This window comes from Bacillus badius NBRC 15713 (assembly GCF_001591605.1).
Classification (GTDB): domain Bacteria; phylum Bacillota; class Bacilli; order Bacillales; family Domibacillaceae; genus Pseudobacillus; species Pseudobacillus badius.
Window position 1 is genome coordinate 1 of the sequence record NZ_BCVF01000028.1, and the last position, 20,046, is coordinate 20,046.

The 20,046-nt window shown below is 45.5% G+C and carries 14 protein-coding genes and 1 pseudogene; 13 read left to right on the forward strand and 2 right to left on the reverse strand.

Annotated features, from left to right (window positions below; genetic code table 11):
* Positions 1-37: 37 nt before the first annotated feature.
* From BBA02S_RS13745 to BBA02S_RS13755, 3 genes and pseudogenes are all read left to right on the forward strand, one after another.
* Positions 38-268 (forward strand): annotated as a pseudogene (locus BBA02S_RS13745) (transposase); the annotation flags it as partial.
* A gap of 285 nt (positions 269-553) precedes the next feature.
* On the forward strand, positions 554-1,126 hold the full coding sequence (locus BBA02S_RS13750; protein ID WP_041099163.1) for a TetR/AcrR family transcriptional regulator: 573 nt from the start codon (positions 554-556) through the stop codon (positions 1,124-1,126).
* 73 nt (positions 1,127-1,199) lie between these two features.
* Entirely contained in the window at positions 1,200-3,512 is a 2,313-nt protein-coding gene (locus BBA02S_RS13755) for a YhgE/Pip domain-containing protein (protein WP_041114097.1), read from the forward strand.
* Positions 3,513-3,596: 84 nt separating this feature from the next.
* On the opposite strand, the gene yhfH is transcribed toward BBA02S_RS13755, so the two are convergent.
* Complete coding sequence (gene yhfH, locus BBA02S_RS20350; protein WP_065410836.1) at positions 3,597-3,731, reverse strand: protein YhfH; 135 nt, start codon at positions 3,729-3,731, stop codon at positions 3,597-3,599.
* A gap of 197 nt (positions 3,732-3,928) precedes the next feature.
* On the opposite strand from yhfH, the gene BBA02S_RS13760 reads away from it, so the two are divergent.
* The 4 genes from BBA02S_RS13760 to BBA02S_RS13775 all read left to right on the forward strand — a co-directional run bounded on the left by BBA02S_RS13760 (position 3,929) and on the right by BBA02S_RS13775 (position 8,919).
* Complete coding sequence (locus tag BBA02S_RS13760; RefSeq protein ID WP_041114060.1) at positions 3,929-4,663, forward strand: MBL fold metallo-hydrolase; 735 nt, start codon at positions 3,929-3,931, stop codon at positions 4,661-4,663.
* A 13-nt stretch (positions 4,664-4,676) separates the two neighbouring features.
* Entirely contained in the window at positions 4,677-5,666 is a 990-nt protein-coding gene (locus BBA02S_RS13765) for a lipoate--protein ligase (RefSeq protein ID WP_041114061.1), read from the forward strand.
* A gap of 134 nt (positions 5,667-5,800) precedes the next feature.
* A complete protein-coding gene (locus tag BBA02S_RS13770) occupies positions 5,801-7,354 on the forward strand; it encodes a fatty acid--CoA ligase family protein (RefSeq protein WP_041114062.1) in 1,554 nt (517 codons plus the stop codon).
* Positions 7,355-7,602: 248 nt separating this feature from the next.
* Positions 7,603-8,919, forward strand: coding sequence for a M48 family metallopeptidase (locus BBA02S_RS13775; protein ID WP_052477349.1), 1,317 nt, complete (start codon positions 7,603-7,605; stop codon positions 8,917-8,919).
* Positions 8,920-9,044: 125 nt separating this feature from the next.
* Here the strand turns inward: BBA02S_RS13775 and BBA02S_RS21040 are convergent, their stop codons facing one another.
* On the reverse strand, positions 9,045-9,278 hold the full coding sequence (locus BBA02S_RS21040) for an IDEAL domain-containing protein (protein WP_041100226.1): 234 nt from the start codon (positions 9,276-9,278) through the stop codon (positions 9,045-9,047).
* A 210-nt stretch (positions 9,279-9,488) separates the two neighbouring features.
* On the opposite strand from BBA02S_RS21040, the gene BBA02S_RS13785 reads away from it, so the two are divergent.
* From BBA02S_RS13785 to BBA02S_RS13810, 6 genes are all read left to right on the forward strand, one after another.
* Complete coding sequence (locus BBA02S_RS13785) at positions 9,489-10,106, forward strand: TVP38/TMEM64 family protein (RefSeq protein WP_041099171.1); 618 nt, start codon at positions 9,489-9,491, stop codon at positions 10,104-10,106.
* A gap of 138 nt (positions 10,107-10,244) precedes the next feature.
* Positions 10,245-13,724 carry a helicase-exonuclease AddAB subunit AddB gene (gene addB / locus BBA02S_RS13790; protein ID WP_041114063.1) on the forward strand — a complete coding sequence of 1,160 codons (3,480 nt, stop codon included), beginning with the start codon at positions 10,245-10,247 and terminating at the stop codon, positions 13,722-13,724.
* Between the two features lie 3 nt (positions 13,725-13,727).
* Positions 13,728-17,432 carry a helicase-exonuclease AddAB subunit AddA gene (addA, locus tag BBA02S_RS13795; RefSeq protein ID WP_041114064.1) on the forward strand — a complete coding sequence of 1,235 codons (3,705 nt, stop codon included), beginning with the start codon at positions 13,728-13,730 and terminating at the stop codon, positions 17,430-17,432.
* 50 nt (positions 17,433-17,482) lie between these two features.
* Positions 17,483-17,689 carry a hypothetical protein gene (locus tag BBA02S_RS20730; RefSeq protein ID WP_041114065.1) on the forward strand — a complete coding sequence of 69 codons (207 nt, stop codon included), beginning with the start codon at positions 17,483-17,485 and terminating at the stop codon, positions 17,687-17,689.
* A gap of 232 nt (positions 17,690-17,921) precedes the next feature.
* The gene (locus BBA02S_RS13805; protein WP_041099178.1) at positions 17,922-19,115 is read left to right on the forward strand and encodes a DUF418 domain-containing protein; all 1,194 of its coding nucleotides are present in this window, start codon (positions 17,922-17,924) and stop codon (positions 19,113-19,115) included.
* 4 nt (positions 19,116-19,119) lie between these two features.
* Positions 19,120-20,022, forward strand: a complete 903-nt coding sequence (locus BBA02S_RS13810; RefSeq protein WP_041114066.1) for a fumarylacetoacetate hydrolase family protein — start codon at positions 19,120-19,122, stop codon at positions 20,020-20,022.
* Positions 20,023-20,046 lie beyond the last annotated feature (24 nt).

The following is a 20,046-nucleotide window of genomic DNA, read 5'->3' on the forward strand; positions in this document are numbered from 1 at the left end:
CCATTTCAATCAACAGGTTGTATAAAAATTAGGATAGATGCACAAAACGCTTGAGGGAAGGAAGGTGCTTCTGAAACATTATCTTATCCAACGGGATCAAATAGATAGAGTCGCTCTAGACCATCCTGTGCCAGGGGATCATCTGGCTCGTAAAATGGAGGCAGCGATTGATTTTTTATTTATTTATGACCCGGTGGAAGAGTTGTACTCGGAAGTAGGACGCCCAAGTATTGATCCCGTTATTTTAATTAACCGGACATTTATTAGACTCTAATAGTAATGAAAAAAAGGCTTTGACCATCTTTTTTGATGGCCAGAGCCTCTTTTCTTCTGTTTAAATACGCAGCCTTGCACTTGGAGGCAGGATTGCCAATGGGGTAAAAATGTGGAGGTGTTCCAAGTTTTTGTTGGATCCTATTGTATAGATTTTCGCTAGGGCGTTCCGTTATAAAAAAATTATCTGTTTTTATAGTTGCTATTCATGGGCATTTGCAGTAATATACTCTATATGAAATGACCAAAACGTTCATTTGGTCAGAAATGGAGGCAGGAGATGGCAGTTGACCGCAAACAAGATATTATTGAAGCAGCTACCAAATCCTTTTCACTCTTTGGCTACAAGGCGACAACAATGGATCAGGTAGCCAAGCTGGCAAATGTCGGGAAAGGAACCATCTATACATTTTTTAAAAACAAGGAAGAGCTGTTTGATGAAATTATCCAGACGCTGATTGCTGAGATGAGGGAAGCGGCTGAAAAAGCAATTGATCCTTCTCTTACCTTTCATGAAAACGTCCATCGAGCCCTTTTTGAAATTTTGCAATTTAGAAGAAGGCATCAACTGACCATCAAGCTGTTTCAGGAAGGAAAAGAAATGGGAACGCCTGCTGTTCTTGATGTCATGGCAATGATGGAAGAGGCTGTTTTGTCTTTTATTAAAGAAAAAGTGCTGCTCGCTGTTCAAGCAGGAAAGATTAAACCGTGCAATCCGGAAGTGACAGCGTTTGTCATGTTTAAGCTTTATATTTCGCTGATTTTCGATTGGGAGCAAAGAGGGGCGCCGCTGAGCGAGGAAGAGATTTCCCGTTTATTTGAGCTTTACTTATTTGAGGGTTTATCCACATAAGGAAAATCCTTTTCTTTTGAATGAAAATGACCAGTTGAATAAAACAGTCATTAATTTTAATATGGAGGCAATTATGAAACAATCTATGCTGATAGCAGAGCTGAAAAATATTGCTAAAAACCGCATGTTGCTGATTTCAATGATAGCGATTGTACTTATTCCGCTGCTGTATGCGGGAATGCTTTTATGGGCTTTTTGGGATCCTTATTCCCATTTGGATAAATTGCCGGTAGCCGTCGTCAATAACGATGCCGGTGCCGATTTTGAAGGGGAGAACCTGGACATCGGCGATGAACTGGCGAAGGAACTGAAAAAAAGCGATGATTTTGATTTTTACATCGTTGATGAGAAAAAAGCGGAGAAAGGCATCGATAAGCAGGAATATTATATGCTGATTGAAATTCCGGCTAATTTCTCCGAAAATGCCACCACATTACTTGATGACAATCCACGTAAATTGGAGTTAAGATATGTCCCGAACGAAAGCTATAACTTCGTTTCCTCACAAATGGCCGGAACAGCTATGAAAGAAATCCGGGCATCTGTCCAAAAGAGTGTAACAGAGACTTACGCAGAAACAATGTTCGAGCAAATTAAGAAAATGGGCGAAGGGCTGACAACTGCCAGTGACGGAGCCGGAGACCTTGACGAGGGGGCGGGCAAGCTTTCCGATGGAGCCATCAAGCTTAAGGAAAATCTAGCTGCTCTTGCTGACAGTTCTGTACAGTTTTCTGAAGGCCTTTCAAAGGCTGGAGCGGGAACAACAGAATTGGCTGGCGGTGCTTCTAAGCTAAGCTCAGGTCTGTCACAGCTTGGAGAAGGACAAAATAAGCTGACGGCGGGCAGCCAAGAGCTGCAAAAAGGAACGAATGAGCTGGCATCCGGTCTTTCGAGCCTGCAAAGCGGTCTTCATACCGTAGATGGAAAAATGACTGAACTGAATTCCGGAACTACGGAAATCAAGGAAGGCGTCCAGCAATTCCAAAGCAAGATTCCGGAGTTGGCCAAAAGCACCGAACAGCTGGCTGCCGGTGCTGAACAGTTAAATAAGGGATTGGGACAGTTTGAAGAGCAGCTCATTTCCGGAATGAATGAATCCATTAATCAGCAGATGGAGAAGTATATGCCGTTGCTGCAGCAAAAATTTTCTCCTGTGGAAATTGCGCTGATTAAGAAAAAAGTGGAGCAGCAACAGGCTCAAATGGCTGAGCAAATCCGCAGCAATGTTGGCAAGCTGGAGGAAGGAAGCAAGCAGCTGGCATCAGGCACGAAAGAGCTTAACAAGGCGATTAGCGGCCAGGTTGCGCCTAATATGCAATCATTAAATGAAGGTCTTGGAAAAGTACAGACCGGGCAGCAAAAATTGCAGGAGGGTGTTCACGGATTGGCGAACGGCTCTGACCAGCTGGCTGCAGGGACCGGCAAACTGCAGGCCGGTGAAAAAGAATTGACAGCCGGGATGAGCAAGCTGGGCGAAAAGCTTACTGAAGCACAAAGAGGTTCAGCTGAATTAGCCAGCGGGGCTGAAGCGTTAAGAAGCGGATTGAAAGAATTAACGACCGGTTCAGGAAAGTTGACAGAAGGAGCCGGCAAGCTGGCCGACGGATCAAAAGAACTGGCAAGCGGTTCAAGCGAATTGAAAGAAGGCACGAAAGAGCTGCATGACAAACTTGGAGAGGCTGCTGATAAGGCCAACGAGGTAAAGGCTACAGAAGAAACGTACGATATGATGGCAGAGCCAGTAAAAGTCGATAAAGAAGTCAAGCATCACGTACCGAACTATGGCACAGGCATCGCTCCTTACTTTTTATCGCTCGGTTTATTTGTCGGCGCTCTTATGCTGACTATTGTCTTTCCGCTGAGAGAACCGGTAGAGCGGCCTGCGAGCGGGTTCCGCTGGTTCCTTGGCAAGACAGGAGTGATGTTTATTGCCGGAATTGCACAGTCACTGCTTGTTTCAGCTATTCTGCTTCTTGGACTAAAAATGGAAGTAGAGAGCGTACCTTTATTTGTTTTCTCTGTAATCATTACCAGCTTGACGTTCATGGCTATTATTCAAATGCTTGTGACTATATGGGGAGACCCGGGGCGTTTCATCGCTGTCTTAATCTTAATCTTGCAATTAACAGCAAGTGCGGGAACCTTCCCGTTAGAATTAATACCGCAAGCGTTGCAGCCGTTTAATGCTGTACTGCCGATGGCCTATTCTGTCCGGGCATTTAAAGCTGTTATTTCAAGCGGCGACTTCCACTTTATGTGGAGCAACCAAATGATTCTTCTTCTCTTTGCGGCTGTATCATTGACCATTACCGCTATTTTCTTTAGAGGGATGTTTAAAAAGCAATATGGCCGAAAAGCAGCAGAGGAAGCAACCATTGCAGAATAATACAAGAAGAACCAGCTCAAGGCGAAGCTGGTTCTTCTTTTTTATATCAATATGGAATTGGAGCACGGAGTAAGAAGCAGCAGATTACAAATCTTGAATGTCTGTGCATTCATCGCATACATGGCCGTAGCACTCATGTTGTTCTTCAATATAGGAACCGCATTTCGCGCATTGTTTAGCCGGCAAGTTTTTGAAAAAGTCAACGATGTTTTTAACCATTAGTTGTAGCCTCCCTCATTTTTGTTATATAACTGATGTCTTATTTTTAATAATTGTATTATAACAGTTTTTGTGCGTCAACCCTTTTTGATTAAATTTTTCAAGAAGTCTAACAATTCCGGAAGTTGAACAGAAGCTCTTTGGGGAATACAATACATATGAACATAAAAAATGAAGAAACGGAAAGGAGTCTTTCCATGAACATGACTGTGATTGGCTGCTGGGGCGGCTATCCGAAAGTGAATGAAGCGAGCTCAGGCTATTTGTTTGAAGAAGGTGGATTTAAGCTGCTCATTGATTGCGGCAGCGGGGTGCTCTCCCATCTGCAAAATCATATTCAGCCCGAGCAGCTGGACGCTGTTTTATTGTCACACTATCATCCTGACCATGTGGCGGATATCGGTGTTCTTCAGCATGCTCTCCTGATCAGCAAGCATTTAGGCAAGGAGGTTTCTCCATTGCTGATTTATGGCCACCAGGAGGATGAAGCGGGCTTTGCTGCTCTTACATACAAAGATCTAACGATAGGAAAAGCCTATCATCCAGATGAAAAGCTTATCATCGGTCCATTTACAGTGGAGTTTCTGCGAACGGTTCATCCCGTCCCATGCTATGCTGTGAAAATTTCCAATCACCGCCAGTCTGTAGTGTATACAGCTGACTCTGCTTACCAGGAAGCATTCATTCCTTTTATTAAGGGAAGCAGTCTGCTTCTTTGCGAGAGTAATTTTTATAGCGGCATGGATGGACAAGCAGCGGGCCATATGACAAGCTCGGAAGCTGGGAAGCTTGCCCGGCAGGCAGGTGTCAATACACTTATTCTAACTCACCTGCCGCATTTCGGAGAGCTTACACAGCTGAAGGCAGAAGCGGAAGCCGAGTTCGAAGGCACTGTGCTGCTGGCGAAAGAAGATTTAGAAATAGGACTATAACGGAGGATCGATTATGCTGTTTATTGATAATCAAGGAATCACTGACCCGCGGGTAAACTTGGCCATTGAGGAATACGCCGTCAAATATTTAGATATAAATGAATCTTATTTGCTTTTTTATATAAATGAGCCATCTATTATCATCGGAAAAAATCAAAATACGATTGAAGAAATTAACGTTGATTATGTTGAGGAGAAGGGCATTCATGTTGTCCGCCGGCTATCGGGCGGAGGAGCTGTTTACCATGATTTAGGGAATTTGAACTTCAGCTTTATTACCAAAGATGATGGAGACAGCTTTCACAACTTCAAAAAGTTTACCGGTCCTGTCGTTGAGGCTCTCCATAAATTAGGTGTTCAAGCAGAAATGAGCGGACGGAATGACATTCTAGCCAACGGGCTGAAGATTTCAGGGAATGCTCAATTCTCTACAAAAGGAAGAATGTTCAGCCACGGCACTTTAATGTTTCAAACCAATATGGATGATGTCGTAGCCGCTTTGAAGGTGAGAAAGGACAAAATCGAGTCAAAAGGAATTAAGTCTATCCGCAGCCGGGTCACGAACATTGCTGATTTGCTGGAAACCCCGATGACAATCGAAGAGTTTCGCCAATTCTTGATGAAAAATATTTTTGCGGGAGAGGATGAAATCCCTGAATACCGTCTGGACGACAAAGATTGGAAAGTCATTGAACAAATCTCACAGGAGCGTTATAAAAGCTGGGACTGGAACTATGGAAAATCCCCGGCGTTTAACATTCAGCGTTCCCATCGCTTTCCGGTCGGCTTAATTGATGCCCGTCTCGACGTGAAAAACGGATTGATTAAAAGCTGCAAAATTTATGGCGACTTTTTTGGCGTGGGAGATGTAGAAGAGATCGAAAATGGGCTGCAAGGTGTCAAATATGAAAAAAGTGCGATTAAACAGGCGCTTGCTTCATTAGATGTGCCTCATTACTTTGGAAAAGTGACAAAGGATGAGCTTGTCGACTTATTATATTAATATGCTGGAAACTGCCGTTTGCTATCGGCAGTTTTTTCTTTTCTTGCAGGCTGGAAAAAATTGAATTATAATGAATATTGAAAATTCAAATATGAATGACTATTCATTCACATTTTAAAAGGGGAGTGGATGAAATGAATCTTTCAGCAGCATTGGAACGTGCAGCGGCCAAACAAGGGGAGAAAGCGGCTTATTATTTTCTGAATGAAACCTCTACATATGAGGAGCTAAATAAAGCCGTTCACAAGTTCGCATCAGGTTTGAAGGCATTGGGGATTCAGAAGGGGGATCATATTGCTTTAATTGTCGGCAATTCTCCGGAATTTATTATCGGCCTCTACGGAGCATTGCGGGCGGGCGCTACAGTCATACCTGTCAATCCGCTTTATTCACCGGGCGAGATGAGCTACATTCTTCAAAATGGGGATGCCAAGGCAGTTATTATGCTGGATGTGCTAGTGCCGCTTGCCGATAAAATCGCTGAGGCCTTGCCATTTGTCGAGCACTATATTATTTGTGAGACAAAGGATGAGCGAACGAAAGAAGCCAGCCCAGAGATGTTTTCGATTTGCAGGAAAATGAAAACGTTTTCCTCTGTTCTCGACAAGGGGCTTCCATCTTTTCAGCCTCCTGACGTTTCAGAGGAAGATACAGCTGTTATTTTGTACACATCCGGGACGACCGGGAAGCCGAAAGGAGCGATGCTCACTCATAAAAACTTATACTCAAATGCTCGTGATATCGGTTCATATTTGCAATTTAGCGACAAAGACAGAATCATCACCGCCTTGCCTATGTTCCACGTTTTTTGCTTGAGTGTCTGTTTGAATGCTCCGCTGATTAGCGGGGCAACGATGATTATCTTTCCGAAGTTTAGCCCAAGAGCAGTATTTGCCCAGGCACGGCAGCATAAAGCCACTGTTTTTGCCGGCGTGCCAACTATGTACAATTTCCTCTATCAGTCAGATGAGGGCCATCCTGAGGATTTGGCTTCTTTGCGTTTATGTATTTCGGGAGGCTCTTCTATGCCTGTCGCTCTTCTGGAAAATTTTGAAGAAAAGTTTCATGTGAAAATTTCAGAAGGATATGGATTATCTGAGGCTAGTCCTGTAGCGGCGTTTAATCCGCTCGACCGCCCGCGGAAAGCTGGCTCTATTGGATGCTCTATTATGAATGTTGAAAACAAGGTGGTTAATGAACAGGGAGAAGAGCTGCCTGCCGGGGAAGTGGGCGAATTAATTGTTCGGGGACCGAATGTAATGAAAGGATATTACAAGCAGCCTGAATATACGGCAGCCGCCCTGAAGAACGGCTGGCTATATACGGGAGATCTCGCCAGGAAGGATGAAGAAGGTTATTTTTACATCGTTGACCGCAAGAAGGATTTAATTATTGTTGGAGGCTACAATGTGTATCCGCGAGAGGTGGAGGAAGTATTATACAGCCATCCGTATGTGATTGAAGCGGCTGTGTTCGGCGTGCCCGATCCAGATTATGGGGAGGCGGTTCTTGCTTTTGTCGTTCCAAAAGATGAAAAGCTGACAAAAGAGGAGCTGCTTGACTATTGCCGCAGCCGTCTGGCCGATTATAAATTGCCGGCGCAAGTTGAGTTTTTAGAAGAGCTCCCTAAAAATACGACAGGAAAAATTTTAAGAAGAGCTTTAAAGCAGCAAGTGCTGCAAAGATGAAGATACAATAGGAGATGTGGGCTTGAAGGCATGCAGATCAGGTGCGTTCAAGCCATTTTTTCTTGGGAAAGACACGAACAGGAGAAGCAGAAAATGAATAAGATAAAGCTCATGTGGACAAATTTCTAGCATAGCCAATCGCTGCTTGTCATAATGAAAACTTGCAGGGACAATTCTGTTTTTCGGTTCTAACTGGACAGCTTATGCATTACATATAATAAAGGAGAAGGAAAGGAGTGAGGCGGACAGTGAAGAGGTGGGCCGTTTATGCTTTATTGGGATACGGATTGTTTGCGCTGGCCATTTACTACTATTTATATGGACTGGCATCCGGAGGGCTTCCTGAGATTTATAAAGGGACAAGCGCCGACCCCTCTGTTTTCTTAAGCGGGGCAGAACAGGCTCTTGCTCAAAAATATTCGACGATAAAAAATTTCCTATTCTTTATCAGTGTTCCATTTGAATGGCTCGTTTATTTATTTATTTTAGTTTTCGGCCTCTCAAGAAAATTTGAAGAATGGTCGAAGGGAACGGTGCGCTTTTCGTTTGGCCAAACGGCTATTTACTTGTTTTATCTATCTTTCCTTACATTTCTGCTTGCATTCCCTCTTCAGTATATTAGTTATCATTATTCCAGGGTTTATAAAATTTCTGCCCAGACATTTCCGCAGTGGATGAAAAATGAATTGATCGACTTCTGGGTTAGTTATGTCATTATGACTGTGCTTGTTTTTGTTCTATATGCGCTGATGAAAAGGTTTAAGAAAAAATGGTGGCTGGCGGCGTGGACTCTATTTGTGCCCTTTACGATTTTCATGATGTATGTTCAGCCTGTGGTGATTGACCCGCTCTATAATGATTTTTATCCGCTAAAGGATAAGAAGCTGGAGGCAAAGATCCTAACACTTGCTGATCAGGCAAATATACCGGCCGATCATGTATATGAGGTCAATAAATCGCAGGAAACAAACTCTTTGAATGCTTATGTTACAGGGATTGGAGAAAATGCCCGAATTGTTTTGTGGGACACCACATTGAATAAGCTGGATGACGATGAGGTGCTGTTCGTCATGGCCCATGAAATGGCTCATTATGTGAAGAAGCATATTTATATTGGTATCGGCAGCTATCTGGTTCTTGCCTTTTTTGGCTTTTGGCTCGCGGCCAAGTGGATGGAAAAACTGGTCAGAAAGCATGGTGAAGAGCTTCAAATCCAGGAGTTGTCCCAATTAAGGTCACTGCCCCTGCTTCTGCTCGTTCTTTCCATGATGATGTTTGCTTCCAGCCCTTTTTCCAACGCTATTTCTCGCTTTGAAGAAAAGCAGGCGGATGCTTATGCCATTGAGATGACACAAAACAAAGAAGCGGCAATCAGCGCTTTCCAAAAATTAGCACGGGAAGGGCTGTCAGAAGTAAAGCCGCCATGGCTTGTGAAAATATTCCGGTACAGTCATCCGGCCATGGCTGAACGTATTTATACGATTGAAACTTATCCGCTGCCGGATAAACAAGGAAAGAAAATGGAAGAGAACAGAGGAGTAAGCGCTCAAAAAAGCAGGAACTAGCCCACAAATACATGGCGCCCCTTTAAAAGGGGTGCCATGTATTTGTTTTCTTTGAGTCAGCCTCCGATTCCTAACTTATCGCCATAAGGGGAATTTAATATGAAAGAGGAGAGCATAAAGAAGGATTAATTATTTTTAAATTGTTTCTCTAATTCGTTTAATTGCGCTGATAGTTCAATAAATGACTGGCGATTTCCTTCATCCAAGGACTGATCGATCGCTTTCATCAGCTTTTGTTTTTCTTGTTTGAACAAAATGTCATTAAGCAAATTGTCGATGTAAGCAGCAGTTGCATTTTTCACTTGTTCACGCGGCATCGGGGACTTCATCATTTCGGCAAAATAATTATTGTTTTCCATTTTCATCACCTCAGATACCTTTTTCTTATTATATGTGATACCCCGAAAGTAATCAACCAAAACTTTTAAAATATTTAGAAAATTATTTTTTAAGAGAATTACTTCAGCGGCTGCTTCTCTTTTGCTGCCAAGCCTCTTCAATGAAGCTGAGGCGCCAGTTATGGTAAAATAAGAAAAGCAAATATCAGTCGATACAAGGGGTATAACATGATGGATATAACGAGCCTGCGAGAGTGGTTTACAATTGAAAATATAATGGATGTTATTCATAAATATGAATCCTTCGGGCCGATTCCCGGCTTTTTCCTCCCGTTAATCGAAGCCTTCCTTCCTTTTTTGCCTCTGTTCGTTTTTGTGATGGCAAATGCCAGTGCTTTCGGGCTTTGGTGGGGATTCCTCTTATCGTGGGGAGGGTCTGTTACCGGTGCCTTTCTTGTGTTTTTATTTGTACGAAACTACGGACAGCGCAAAGTGCTATCTTTTCTGCATAAGCACTCTCAAGTACAGAGGCTAATGGATTGGGTAGACCGGCACGGCTTTGGGCCTGTTTTTTTGCTCTTATGCTTTCCGTTTACTCCTTCAGCTGTAGTCAATATTGTTGCAGGATTATCGAATATTAGCATCAGACAGTATTTGCTTGCAGTTATGGCGGGGAAAGTTGTAATGATTTTTTCGATCAGCTTTATCGGGTACGATCTCTTTGCATTAATCAAGCAGCCGGTCCGCACCGCGATTCTCGGCGGCGTCATTTTTATTTTGTGGGCAGCCGGCAAGCAGGTGGAGAGATACTTCAATAAAAAAGAAGGAAAAGAAAGGGAAAGGGGATAAAAGAGCTGGTTAATCTGCTCTTTTTTTAATTTCCTTTTTATTCAAGGAAGATGACAGAACGTATGATCTGTATTATGATAAAAGAATAACTTTGCAGCTGCAGACGACTTGTCTGAAATTTACTGGAGGGGAAAAGTTGTGTCTGTTCAATTTATCATTGGCCGGTCAGGTACCGGCAAAACGAAACAAATGCTTGAGACGATCAAAGGAAAAGTGATGGAAAAGCCGGCCGGCAATCCTATTATTTATCTTGTGCCGGAACAGATGACTTTCTTATCGGAATATACATTAGCCTCAGATCCAAAACTCGGCGGCATCATCCGAGCTCAAGTATATAGCTTTACGCGGCTTGCCTGGCGGGTGCTGCAGGAAACCGGGGGCATGAGCAGACGCCACATTTCCTCTTCCGGTTTAAACATGCTCATCCGAAAAATTATTGAGGACAAGAAAGAGGAACTAAAAATATTTGCTGGAGCAGCTGGAAAGAACGGGTTTATCAGCCATGTGGAGAGTATGCTCACAGAATTTAAACGGTATTGCGTGACTCCGGAGGAATTGGCGGCAAAGCAGGAGGAGCTGGAGCGCAACGGAGGAGCCAAAGCGCTGAAAGATAAGCTCCACGACTTGCAAGCAATCTACAGCGATTTTGAAGAAGCGCTCATCGGCAAGTATGTTGATTCGGAGGATTATTTGAGTCTCTTGTCGGAAGCGGCTTCTGCGTCCGATTATATAAAGAAGGCGGAGGTATACGTTGATGGCTTTCACAGCTTTACTCCGCAGGAATATACGGTTCTCCTGCAGCTGATGAAACAGGCTAAGAAAGTAACGATTGCGCTAACAACTGATGCTCCGTTTCGTTTGGCTCCGCCTGAGGACACCCATTTATTCCGCCTGACCGGTGATACCTACTTCAATGTATACAATTTAGCTATCGAAAACGGTATTCAAGTGGAAAAGGATATGATGTTGACGGCTGGAAAACGGCATAAAGAAGAGAGCCTAGCCCATTTAGAGGCATATTTCGACCGCCGGCCGCCTGTTCCATTTGAACCATCCAATAATCTTTGTCTGATTAGAGCGGCGAGCAGAAGAGCGGAAATTGAGGGGACAGCCCGGGAAATCCGGAGGCTTGCCCGCGAGCAAGGCCTGCGCTTTAAGCAAATGGCTGTACTTGTCCGGAATGGCAAAGATTATCAGCAATTAGTGGAAACGATTTTCCGTGATTATGAGATTCCTTTTTTCATTGATCAAAAGCGTCCGATGATGAATCATCCGCTTATTGAGCTCATTCGCGCCACTTTCGAAGTGATTAATAGCAACTGGCGGTATGAATCAGTCTTTCGCGCAGTAAAAACGGATTTATTGTTTCCTGTAGATGCTAACTGGCAGGTGCTGCGTGAGAAAGCAGACCGGCTGGAAAACTATGTGCTTGCTTACGGAGTGAAGGGGGACCGCTGGACGGAAAAAGAGGATTGGAGCTATCGCCGTTTTAGAGGGCTGGAACAAGTGAACAAGGTGCAGACAGATGAAGAGAAGGCAATGGAGGCTGAGTTAAATGAAGTGAGGAAACTCTTGTCTGAACCCATTTCCCGGCTTTCGCGCAGGTTGAAGAAGGCAAAGACCGGCAAGGAATATGGTGAAGCTCTTTATTTGTATTTGGAGGAACTCCGGATTCCGGAAAAGCTGGAAACCTTCAGTATGGAAGCGGAAAGCAGAGGGGACTTGATAACAGCGAGGGAGCACAATCAGGCATGGAATGCAGTAATGGAAATGATTGATCAGTACGTGGAGGTGCTGGGTGACGAGAAAACGACGCTGAAGGACTTTTCTGTCATTGTGGATGCCGGACTGGAAGCGATGGAATTTGCTATTGTGCCGCCGGCTGCTGATCAAGTGACAGTAGCGAATTTGGAGCTGTCCCGCCTTGGAGAGATCGAAGCGGCTTTTGTTATTGGGATCAATGATGGAGTGCTGCCTGCCCGGCAAATGGAGGCCGGCATTTTGGCTGATGAAGACCGCGAGCGGCTGCTGGCAGGCGGAATGAAGCTTGCACTTAGCAGCCGGAGAAAAATGCTTGATGAAGAATTTACAGCTTACCGGGCATTTACTGTTTCAGCGAGACAGCTGTATCTTTCTTACCCTATTGCCGATGACGAAGGGAAGACGCTGCTGCCGTCTTTCTTTATTAAACGAATCAAGGAATTGTTTCCGGCAATGAAGGAAAAATTGCTTGTCAATGAACCATCGGAGCTGGACGAAGGGGAGCAGCTTCAATATGTTTGCCATCCCAATCCGACTCTGTCTTATTTAACCTCCCAACTGCAATCCAAACGGCTTCATTATCCGATGTACGATTTTTGGTGGGATGTTTACAACTTCTATATAGATGATCCGAAGCAGAGGGAAAAAGCGAAACAGGTGCTGTCCAGCCTGTTTTACAGAAACGATACAGAGCAGCTTGATGAAACCACCAGCACGGAGTTATATGGGGAAGAAATACTGGCTAGCGTTACAAGAATGGAGATGTTTAACCGTTGCCCATTCTCTCATTTTGCCCAGCACGGCTTAAAGCTCAGAGAACGGGATATTTTCCGGCTCCAAGCGCCTGATATCGGCAATTTGTTTCATGGCGCTTTGAAGTGGATTGCTGATGAAGTGACGCGGCAAGGATTAAATTGGGCACAGCTGTCAAAAGCACAATGCCAGAAATTAGCAAGCGAGGCGGTTAAGCAGCTGGCACCGCAATTGCAAAATCAAATTTTGTTAAGCTCTAACCGTCATCTTTATTTGACAAGGAAGCTGGAGCAAATCATTGGACGGGCTTCCTATGCGCTGAGCGGGCAAGCGAAAGCGAGCGGATTTTCGCCTGTCGGTCTGGAGCTTGGCTTCGGTCCCGGGGAAAAGCTGCCGCCTTTGGCTTTTACATTGAAGAACGGCACGAAAATGGCGCTGGCCGGCCGCATTGACCGGGTGGATCAGGCTAAGGGCGAGGATGGCATTTACTTGCGCGTCATTGATTATAAGTCGAGCGGGCGCGATTTGGATCTGACGGAGGTTTATTACGGAATTGCCCTGCAGATGCTGACCTATTTGGATATCGTCTGGACTTATTCCTCGGAGCTGGTCGGAACAGAGGCTCATCCGGCAGGAGTGCTGTACTTTCATGTGCACAATCCTTTTATCAGCAGCAAAAAGCTATTAACCTTGGAAGAGATTGAGCGGGAATTATTTAAGAAGTTTAAGATGAGCGGCCTGATCCTCGGGGAAGAAGAATCGCTTCAGCTGATGGATGCCAATATTGGAGAAGGGGCATCTCCTATCATTCCTGTTTCTTACACGAAAAGCGGAAAGCTGGATAAAAGATTTTCTAAAACAGCGGACAGAAGGGTGTTTGACGGGATGAGGCAGCATGTGCGGCGGCTATATCAGCAGTCAGGTGATGAAATTGTCAGCGGTAAAGTGAATATCGATCCTTACCAATATAAAGACAGTACGCCATGCAACTTTTGTTCATACCGCCCGGTTTGCCAGTTTGATGAGACCCTTGAAGAGAATAACTACCGGCTGATCGTGCCGAAAAAAGATATTTTGGAAGATTTAAAGGAAGGGGGCAGCTAACATATGAAGGAGCTGATCATACCTGATAAACCGAAAGATGTATCCTGGACGGATGACCAGTGGAAGGCGATCACCGCAGAAGGGCGCGATATCCTCGTTGCGGCTGCTGCCGGCTCAGGAAAGACAGCTGTTCTTGTTGAACGGATTATTCGCAAAATTATTGATAAAGAAGCACCGATAAATATCGACGAGCTGCTAATTGTCACATTTACCAATGCGGCGGCAGCTGAAATGCGCCACCGGATCGGCACAGCACTAGAAGCAGAAATGGAGAAAGATCCGTCATCTAATCATTTGCGCCGGCAGTTGACCTTATTAAATAAGGCGCCTATTTCTACTCTCCACTCTTTCTGTCTGGAAGTCATCCGCAAATATTATTATTTAATTGATGTGGACCCTGCTTTTAGAATTGCTGATGAAGGGGAGCTGGCCTTGCTGCGGGAAGAAGTACTCGATGATTTTATGGAAGAAGAGTATGGCAGAGAAGGCAATGAAGGGTTTTACCAGCTTGTTGATACATTCTCAAGTGACCGCAGCGATGAAGAGCTGCAAAAAATGATCCAGACGCTGTATGACTTTGCGCAGTCCCATCCGAGACCTGATGAGTGGCTGGAGGGGCTTTCACAAATGTATGACGAAAGCGGCAGCGGGGGAATCGATCAGCTGCCGTTTATGGAGGCTTTAAATTTTTATATTGAGCTGCAGCTTGAAGCTGCTGAAGAAATGCTCGCGGAGTGCCTGCAGATGGCCCAGATGCCTGGCGGCCCAGCTCCCCGTGAAGAAATGTTTACTGTCGAGCGGCAAACCATCTTGAGGCTTCAAGAAGCGCTTCCTTCTTGGGAGAAGCTCTATGAAGAAATGCAAAAAGTAGAGTTTAAGACGCTGAAAAGCTACAAGGGAGAAGCATATGACGAAGAATTGAAGGAGCAATCCAAGCAGCTGCGCACGGAAGCAAAAAAGATTGTTGAAAAGCTGAAAGAAGAATATTTCTCGCATCAACCGGCAAGCTATATTAGCAGCATGAAAGAGATGAAGGAACTGATTGCTGCGCTTGCTCGCTTGGTCGGAAGATTTGCTGGCAAGTTTCAGGCTGTGAAACGCGAAAAAGGAATCGTTGATTTTAGTGATTTAGAGCATTTAGCGCTAGCTATTTTAACTGGAGAGGAAGGCGGTCCTTCTGAAGCAGCCCAAGCTTATCAGGAGCAATTTAAAGAGATTTTCCTCGATGAATACCAGGATTTTAATATTGTTCAAGAATCGATCATTCAGCTCGTAAAAACAGGAGATGAAGAGAACGGCAATGTCTTTATGGTCGGGGATGTAAAGCAAAGTATTTACCGTTTCCGCCAAGCAGAGCCTAATTTGTTTTTGAGCAAGTATCGGCGCTTTTCAACAGACGGCCAATCTAGCGGCTTGCGCATTGATTTATCGCAAAACTTCCGCAGCCGTGCAGAAGTGCTGGCGGGCACAAACTTTCTGTTCAAGCAGATTATGGATGTGAAAATTGGCGAAATTGAATATGACCGTCAAGCTGAATTGGTGAAGGGAGCCGCTTATCCGGAAGAGAAGCCGTTTCCGGTGGAGGTGACGATTATCGACCAGGAAGCGGCAGGGCAGTCCGAGGATCCTGATATGAAAGACGCGGCCCAGTCTGAGCTTGAGGCGAGATGGATAGCCGGGAAAATCAAGGATCTTGTCGAGTCTAGACATCCTGTCTATGATCCGAAAACTGAAAGTGAGCGGCCGGTTGAATATCGCGATATCGTCATCTTGCTGCGTTCGATGACGTGGGCCGGTGTAATCAAGGAAGAATTTAAGCGCACCGGCATTCCGCTTCACGCAAAAGTTGCTGGCGGCTATTTCCAAACGATGGAGATTGCTGTCATGCTTTCTTTGCTGAAGGTCATCGACAATCCGTACCAAGATATTCCGCTCGCTTCCGTGCTGCGCTCTCCCATTATGCGCTGTACGGAAAACGATCTTGCTGTTATCCGGCTGGCCTCCAAGTCAGGCTCTTACTATGAAGCAGCGAAGGCGTTTGCGGCATCCCGGCCGGAAGCGCGTTATGAGGAACTGCATGAGAAGGTGAGCAAGTTTCTTGAACAGTTAGCCGAGTGGCGTTCGCTTAGCCGCTATCAAGCTTTGTCTGCTCTCGTATGGCAGCTGTATCATGACACCCATTTTTATGATTTTGTGGGCGGCATGCCGGGCGGAAAGCAGCGCCAGGCAAACTTGCGCGCCTTATATGACCGGGTGCGGCAATACGAAGAAACTTCTTTTCGGGGATTATTCCGCTTTCTCCGCTTTGTGGAACGGATGCAGGAACGCGGAGAAGACCTTGGGGAGGCCGGCGCTTTAAGTGATCAGGAAGATGTCGTCCGCCTGATGACGATCCACGCTTCGAAAGGGCTGGAGTTTCCTGTTGTTTTCGTCGCCGGCTTGAACCGGTCGTTTAATATGACGGATTTGAATAAGAGCTATTTGCTTGATAAAGAGCTCGGCATTGGCACTAAATATGTGAATGCGGAAAAGAGAATCAGCTATCCGTCATTGCCGCAGCTGGCATTAAAGCGTAAAAAACGATTTGAGCTGCTTGCTGAAGAAATGCGTGTTTTATACGTGGCGTTAACGAGGGCAAAGGAAAAGCTGTTCTTGCTCGGTTCAGTGAAAAGCGCAGCTAAAGAAGCGGCCAAGTGGGAAAGGGCTGCGCGGCATCCGGATTGGCTTTTGGGCAGTGCAGCGAGAGTTTCGGCTAAATCTTATCTTGATTGGGTTGGTCCGGCGCTCGTCCGCCATCTTGATTATACAAAAGCGGAGCAAACCCGTCCTTCTGTGTTTGTGGATCATCCGTCAAGATGGTCCATTCAAACCGTCGACGCGGAGGCATTGCAGCCGGCATCGCTTGAGCAGACTGAGGCAAACGGCGGTTTGCTTGAAAGGGTGCAAGCTTTTGAGCCCGTGCCTGCTTCTTCATCCTTTAAAGAGGAAATAACAGCGCGGATGAATTGGGCCTATGAATATGAAGCTGCCACTCACTTGCGGTCGAAGCAGTCTGTGTCCGATTTAAAACGGATGAATGAGATTTTCAATGAGGGAGCAGACAATGACCTTGCCCGCCATTATCAGCGTCCGGTTTTTCGCCGTCCGTCCTTTATGCAGACAAAGTCGATGACACCGGCTGAGGCCGGAACAGCTCTTCACACGGTGATGCAGCATGTGCCGCTTCAGGAAGCTCCAGATGCGGCAGAGGTCGGGCAGCTGTTGCGCACGCTCGTTGCCCGCGAATTGCTGACAGAAGAGCAAGCCGCGTCTGTTGATCCGGAAAAGATAGCTTTCTTTTTCCGTACAGATATTGGCCGGGAGCTGCTGCAGGCGGAAGAGATTCACCGGGAAACACCATTTAATATGGCTATAGATGCCGGTGAGATTTATCCTGATTGGAAAGGTCCTGAAGAAGCAGTTTTAGTTCAGGGTGTGATTGATTGTTTATTTGAAAAAGATGGAAAGCTATATTTGCTTGATTATAAAACCGATCAAATTACAGGCCGCTTTCCTGGAGGCATGGAACAAGCCCGTCCTCTTTTAAAGAAGCGTTATGAGGTGCAAATTCAATTGTATGCCCAGGCTGTAGAACGCATCTGGAAGCGAAAAGTAGATTATAAGCTCCTGTTCTTTTTTGATGGAGGCTATCTGCTTCCGATTGAATAACTACCAAAACTGTCCCCAGTGCGGGGCAGCTTAGCCTGCAGACAAACTCAATGAAAATGGCGGTTTGTCTGCAGGCTTTTTTATTTTGCTTGTGGATGGAAGCTGTTGATTTCCATTCCAGGCGCTTCGCTTTCCGCGGAACGGGCGGTGAGCCTCCTCAGCGCCAAGGCACCTGCGGGGTCTCCCCTGTCCCGCTGATTCCGCAGGAGTCTTCGCGCCTTCCATTCCAATCAACAGAGTGGACAAAGTTAGGATAGACGTACAAAGCGTTTGGACTTTTGAAGCGCAGCCTAAGCCAACGGGACCAATTAGACAGGGTCACTCTAGATCAGCTTGTACCAGAGAATCATCTGGGTCGTAAAATGGAGGAAGCGATGGCCTGCTGATGGCTGCAGGTGTTCTTTGCAGGAGCGCTTTTTGACGAGACGATCTTTTGTAGTAATGGTATGATGAGAACGATGATGCAAAGAAGAAGGGAGAAAGACAGGTGTGCAGTTAGCTCCATTGAAACAAGAAGAGCGGATCACCGCATTAGACAGCTTGCGGGGTCTTGCGCTTTTAGGCATTTTTTTAGTAAATATGCTTTCATTTCATTCCCCGTATTTTTACTATGACCCTTTTGAATGGTGGAAGGAAGCAGAAAACTTCTGGCATTACCGCTGGATTGACATTTTGGTCCAGGCAAGCTTTTACCCGCTGTTTGCTATGATGTTTGGCTTCGGAACGGCGATGCAGCGAGAGAATGCAATGAAGAGGGGACAATCATTTACGCCTATAGGCATCCGGCGTTTTTCCTTTTTACTGCTTATTGGCATCCTCCATGCGTTTCTTATTTGGCCGGGGGATATTTTAATCAATTATGCGATTTTTGGTTTTTTGCTGTTGCTGTTTTTACGGCTTTCTGGAAAAATATTAATTATCATCGGCAGTGCGTTGCTTTTGCTGCCAAACTTATTTTTTGGCATTTTGTTCATTATGATGGCGGCGGTTGATCCGACAAGCGCTGTACATTGGACAGATATTGCAAGCATTGAAAACTCAATCGCTGCTTATGGCAGCGGCACATTCGCCGAAATTACGAAGCAGCGGGCGGCTGATTGGCTTGCAGGCAATGAACCTAGAGTTTTTTGGGTACAGCTGGTCGCCATTTTTCCGCACTTTTTAATTGGGGCAGGCGCTCAGAAATTAAACTTATTTAAAAAAGGCCAGGAGCGTCCTGCTGCTGCTTTTGCTGCTTTTGTTACGTTTTTTGCCACAGGGGTCATCCTGAAGGCGCTGCCTTATGTGATTGAACCGAATCTGGCTTATGTGTATATCCAGGATTCGATTGGCGGGCCGCTGCTTGCTGTCAGCTATGCTGCCCTCGTTATCGGACTCAGCTCGATGAAGAGAGCCGGCGCGCTCTTAAAGCCGTTTGCAGCGGCAGGGAGAATGTCATTGACGAACTATTTGCTGCAATCAGTAATAGGAACGCTGATTTTCTACCATTATGGATTAGGGTTATACGGGCAAATCAAGCTGTCGACGGGCATTTGGCTTGCCGTTGCTATTTTTGCCGCTCAAGTGCTCTTATCGGAGTTCTGGCTCTCTAAATTCAAGCGGGGGCCGATGGAAGCATTGTGGCGCAAGGTGACCTACGGGTTGCAAAGAGAAGAAAAGCAAGTGAACACTAAAGGGGGATGAAGTAATGAAATTTGTCAGTTATCGTGTCGATCAAAGAGAAACCTATGGGGTATATGTCGAGGAAGAACAAACGATTTGGAATTTACAAGTGTTAGAGGAAAGCGTGACAGGGGCACGCACGCTGCCCGATACACTGCTTGAGGCAATTGGCTCTGGAATAGAGTTAACAGAACGGGTGAAGCAATGGATAGAAGCAGCTGGTGACAAAGACAAGCAATCAGCAGCTGTCTCCGCGGCAGAAGTAGAATGGCTCGCTCCTATTCCTCGTCCGGCCAAGAATGTGATGTGCATCGGCAAAAACTATCGGGATCATGCCATTGAAATGGGCGGAGAAGAAAGCATACCAAAGGACTTGATGGTGTTTACAAAGGCGCCAACAGCAGTTATTGCTGCAAATGAGCCGATCCCGGCATATGAGGGACTGACGGATGCGCTTGATTATGAGGGAGAGCTTGGAGTCATTATTGGCAAGAAAGGCAAAGGGATTTCCAGGGAAGAAGCATTGGATTATATTTTCGGCTATACCATTATTAACGATGTGACAGCACGTGACCTTCAAAAACGCCACAAGCAGTTTTTTATCGGAAAAAGCTTGGACGGCACTTGTCCGATGGGGCCATGGATTGTTTCGAAAGATGAGATTGCTGATCCGCACTGTTTAGATATTGAAACGAAGGTGAATGGGGAAGTTCGCCAGCAGTCGAATACAAAGCATTTTATTTTCCCGATTGATGAAATTATTTCGACATTGTCTAAAGGCATGACGCTTGAACCGGGAGATGTGATTGCTACAGGCACGCCGGCTGGAGTCGGGCAAGGAATGAATCCTCCGGGGCTTTTAAAGTCAGGAGATACCATTGACATCAATATTGAACAAATTGGTACATTATCAAACAAAGTCCAATAATGCTTGCACAACATTTCCTTCTCT